The organism is Campylobacter sp. DY7 (assembly GCF_057802535.1).
Genome location: NZ_JBYJAU010000028.1, coordinates 1 through 3,351, shown reverse-complemented (window position 1 = coordinate 3,351; position 3,351 = coordinate 1). Strand labels below are relative to the sequence as shown.

At 32.1% G+C, this 3,351-nt stretch carries 1 protein-coding gene; it reads right to left on the bottom strand.

All coding sequences use genetic code 11. The annotated features are described in order from the left end of the window. Positions 1–42: 42 nt before the first annotated feature. Positions 43–3,351, bottom strand: a 3,309-nt coding sequence (locus AC1B00_RS09515) for an autotransporter outer membrane beta-barrel domain-containing protein (protein WP_488849487.1), incomplete at its 5' end; no start/stop codon positions are given.

The following is a 3,351-nucleotide window of genomic DNA, read 5'->3' as shown; positions in this document are numbered from 1 at the left end:
CCCAACCCAAACTCTAAAAGAATTTGGATTAGGAATTAAGAATTAAAACTTATATGAAAAACCAATGTTTCCTTTTAGTTCTTTATCTGAGTTAGTGTATAGATTGCTTCCTAGGTCTATATTAAATGAAGCATTAGGGCTTAGTTTATAATCAACCCCGAAATTAATTCCTACACTAGTATCGCCTTTGCTTCCATCTACTTTGTTTTGTATTTTAAGTTCATCAATAAAGATTAAATCAGGCTTATGGTTTAATTCTTTGCTAAGTCCTACTGCTAAATACGCATCAAATACATTAGGCACTTTAAATCCACCTTCTAAAGCAACTCCTAATTCATGCTTTAACTGACTATCTCCTTTTAATACTAAACCTTCTTGATTAATTGCAGTTGGTTTATATGAAGTTAGATGATATTTTAAGCTAGGTTCGAAATATACCTTATCTCCAAATCTAACACCACCTTCAATACTTGCTTCATATACATTGTGGCTTTTATTAGCTTTTACATCTAGCATTTTTGCTTCATAAGAGCTTGCGATATTGTGATAGAAAGCATTAGCACCTATAAAAACATTATTATTAAATTTATTTAGCGCATAAATTCCAAATCCTTTAGAATCAGCATCTGAGCTTAAATTACCTTTAGTCTCAGCTCTACCAACACTAGCAGCTAAACCTAGAGTTAAATCTGAATTATTAAACTCATGAGTCTTATCAACTCCAACGCTCATATTCTTATAGCGGATTGCGTTGTATTCATACTTTGCATAACCCATTTGATTATCAAGCCAAAAACCATTGCCTAATTTATAATCTTTTAAAGCTCTAAATCTTTTACTTAAAGTATTGTTTTTAGTTCTAATTATATAATCAGGGCTTGTTAGAATGAACTTAGCTGTATCTATTGCTTCTTTATCAAACTCAGTAGGTTTAAACATATCGCCAACTTCTACTTCAAGGCTTGTTAGATTATAATTATTGTTTGCACCATTTGCTATGTTAGTGCTATCTGCTCCGCTTATTACATTGTCTATGTTTGTATTATTTACTAAGTCTTCTCCACTAACTCCAACACTCCAAACATAACTACCATTAATATCACTAAAGTGCTTGTATTTATCTACTAATTCATACATTGCTAACTTTGATTTATAAGTAACTTTAAAGAAGTCTTCTCCTATGCTTGAAGTTGCAGCTGCTGTTACTACGCCTCCGGTAGGTGTGCTTTGTTTAATGATAGCAACAGGAACGAAACCTTGTGTAAGTAGGCTTAGGTTTGTATTAGCTAATTGAATATTATTGCCACCACCAATTGCTCCTTCTCTAGCTATGATAGCTCCACTATATCCATCATAAAAAGATGTATTAGTTCCATTTCCATAGATGTAAAATGTAGTATTGCTTGCATTTAGTGTATTTGTTGCTACTTGAGCGTGAATGCTTGACTTGCTTGTATTTAGTTTATCAGCTCTTATACCACCTTTAATGGTTGAATTATCTACATTATAAGTATTTCCTTTAGTAATGTTTGCATCATAAACTTTAGTAGCCACATCACTAGCACCTGTTAGTAAAGAACTTACATTAGCACTATTTTTAATAGTTGCTGTGTTTGCACTAATTTTATTAGAAGTTACATTGATATTATCAATTACTAATCCAGTAGTTACATTAATATCATTTGCTGTTATATCTTTACTAGCACCTTTATTTGCATCGTATAAGAAATCAGCACTATTTGCATTAACTATATTAAATTTATTTCCTTGATATGCTGTAAGTTTATTATCAACATTAAGTATTCCATTAAATGTGCTATTATCTACTTCTGCATTATTACTTACTTTTGTATCGCCTTTATAAGTAGCATTGCTACTATTTCTTATATCGCTTAGGCTTACATCTTTTTCATAGGTTACTTGATTAGTGAATAAATCACCTGTACCTGTAATAACTGATGAGATTGTTCCATTATTTACATAAATTTCGCCGTGGTTTTCAATATCTCCTGTGATGTTTGAGCCACCTTCTATTAAAACCTTATTAGCTTGATTTGTTAGTTTTAGATTACCTATGTTTGAATTATTATCTAGCTTAGCCATTGTATTATCGCTTAGAGTTAGATTAGCAACTTTTGAACCAGAATCAATGATTGCTTGGGTATTGTTTTTTAATTCTAAATCACTAAAAGTAGAGCCACTAATTACTGAACCGCAAACAGCTGGATCTTCACAATTAATGCTTACTTTACCACCAAATACTGAGCCATTAGCATATAATTGTCTTACATCAGTTGTTCCTATAAATTCTGCACCTTTATCAGCTGCTAAGAAATCAGTAGTTACACTACCTTTAAAGCTTGAACCTGCGTTTGCAATAATGCTATCTGTTATATTTACTTTACTTGTTGTATCAAATACTGAGCCATTATTTGCTATTAGTATGTTTGAATTAACTTCGTTTGTAAAGTTTGCACCAGTGTTTGCTGTAATTGTATCGCTTGCTGTTACTATGCCACCAAAAATAGAATTAGTAGCTTCGATTGTATTTGCATTTACATTTTTAAAACTTGAGTTATTAGTAGCTGTTAGTGTATTTGTATCAATTGCATTAGCAAAGCTTGAGCTATCAGCTGTGATTGAATTGTTTTTCGCTACTTGACCTTCAAATTTAGAGCCTGTTGCTTTAATATCTGTTGCATTTATATTGCTAGTAGCTGCAAATGTTGAACCTGAGTTTGCTTCTAGGAATGCTGAATTTATCGTACCATCAAAACTAGCTCCGTTTGAAGTGATTTTATTAGTTGCTATTGTTGAGCCTTTAAAGCTTGAACCTGCGTTTGCTATGATACTATCGTTTGCTTTTACATTGCTATTTGTATCAAATACTGAGCCACTATTAGCTGTGATTGTGTTTGCTGTAATAGTAGTTGGTGTAGTTCCACCAAAAATTGCCTTATCGTTAGCTATTATGTTTCCTGCTGTTACATTGTTTGTAAAATTAACATTAGCTGATGTTAGTGTGTTTGTAACATTTACTGTGTTAGTAAAACTTGAAGCTGTTGTTCCTGCTAAGGTTTCTAAATTTCCTGCTGTTACAGTGCCGTTAAATTTAGAACCATTACTTGCTGTTAATTTGTTTGTATCGATTGCTTTTTCAAATGTTGAACTATCAGCTGTGATTGAATTATTTTTTGCTATTGTGCCACTAAATGTAGCGCCAACTGCATTTATATTTGTTGCAATTACATTGCTACTTGCACCAAATGTAGAGTCCTTTTGAGCGTCTAGGAATGCTGTTTTTATTTCTGATTCAAAACTAGCATTTGTAGATGTGATTTTATTAGTTGC